The organism is Candidatus Aegiribacteria sp. (genome assembly GCA_021108005.1).
Classification (GTDB): domain Bacteria; phylum Fermentibacterota; class Fermentibacteria; order Fermentibacterales; family JCC-6; genus Aegiribacteria.
Map to the genome: position 1 here is coordinate 1 of JAIORS010000086.1, position 1,416 is coordinate 1,416.

General features: G+C 33.3%; 1 protein-coding gene. It reads left to right on the forward strand.

The window, feature by feature from the left end; all coding sequences use genetic code 11:
- Window positions 1-178: 178 nt before the first annotated feature.
- Window positions 179-1,228, forward strand: a complete 1,050-nt coding sequence (locus tag K8S15_05070) for an IS630 family transposase (protein ID MCD4775408.1) — start codon at window positions 179-181, stop codon at window positions 1,226-1,228.
- Window positions 1,229-1,416 lie beyond the last annotated feature (188 nt).

Below are 1,416 nucleotides of genomic sequence, written 5' to 3' on the forward strand. Positions count from 1 at the left end.
TCACTCCAGGGCGTCTCTTCCCTTTCCCCAAAGACCAAACAATTCTTCCAATTATACTTTAAACGGCCTCAATTCGAGCTTTTTTCAAAAAAATTTCATTTAGCTATAGACAAATTATTTCAATGAATCTATATTTGTCTGGATATTTATTAATCAACGAGTATCCAGGAGCTAAATTATGATTCGAGTCCACTTCAGTGATGAAGAAATCAAAGCTTTAATGTATGAACGCTATCATCATCCTCATCCAAGGGTTCAACGAAAAATGGAGGCTTTGTTGCTAAAAAGTCAAAATCTACCTCATAAACAAATTTGCCAAATTACTGGCATATCCGCAAATACTTTAAGACATTATCTTCAAGCATATATTGAAGATGGAATAGACAAATTAAAAGAGATAAATTTTTATCGTCAACAAAGCAAACTTGTAGAGCATAAAAATACGATTGAAGATTATTTTCGTGAACATCCACCAGCTACCATAAAAGAAGCAATCGCCAAAATTGAGGAACTAACAGGAATAAAACGAAGCCCGACTCAAACCCGTAAATTTTTAAAATCCATTGGAATGCGGCTTTTAAAAGTTGGCATTGTTCCATCAAAGGCTGACACCGATAAACAGGAAGCGTTTAAAAAAAAAGAGTTGGAACCTCGCTTAGAGGAAGCCAAATCCGGTAAAAGGATCTTATTTTTTGTGGATGCGGCACATTTTGTCCTTAGCCCCTACATAGGATTCATTTGGTGTTTCGCAAGAATGTTTATCAAAAGCCCATCAGGCAGAAATCGTTTCAACGTTTTAGGTGCGTTGAATGCTATTACTCATGAACTGATAATGATCACCAATGACAAATATATCAATGCATACAGTTTTTGTGAACTTCTTTGGGATATAAGCCGCAAATATTCCAATATTAATATTCCGATAACTCTTGTCTTGGATAACGCGCGATATCAAAAATGCAAAATAGTCTTTTATTTTGCCAAGTTATTGGATATCGAATTGCTATATCTACCTGCATATTCCCCCAATTTGAACATAATAGAACGTTTATGGAAATTTGTTAAGAAAAAGTGTTTATATTCAAAATATTACTCAGATTTCACAGTATTCAAAAAAAGTATTTCTGAATGCCTTAGTAAAACACATACTGAACACAAAGACGAGTTGAGTTCTTTACTCACATTAAACTTCCAAACTTTTAAAAAAGAACAAATTGTAAATCTTTGAAGAAAAGATATTGATTACACTGCAACAAGTCTGCGTTTACTAAAAGCATAACGAATACGTATTCGTGATATATAAATTACGTATACATAACTTATATAGCTATTTCAGGAAAGCGGCTCAAAATAGACTTTTTTTTCAGTATAATCAATATCGATTTAAAAGCGCAATTTGAGCCCTCACACAGTATA

Bases quoted from the DNA above. Each gene is read 5' to 3' on its own strand.
- K8S15_05070 (MCD4775408.1), top strand. From the start codon at position 179: ATGATTCGAGTCCACTTCAGTGATGAAGAAATCAAAGCTTTAATGTAT.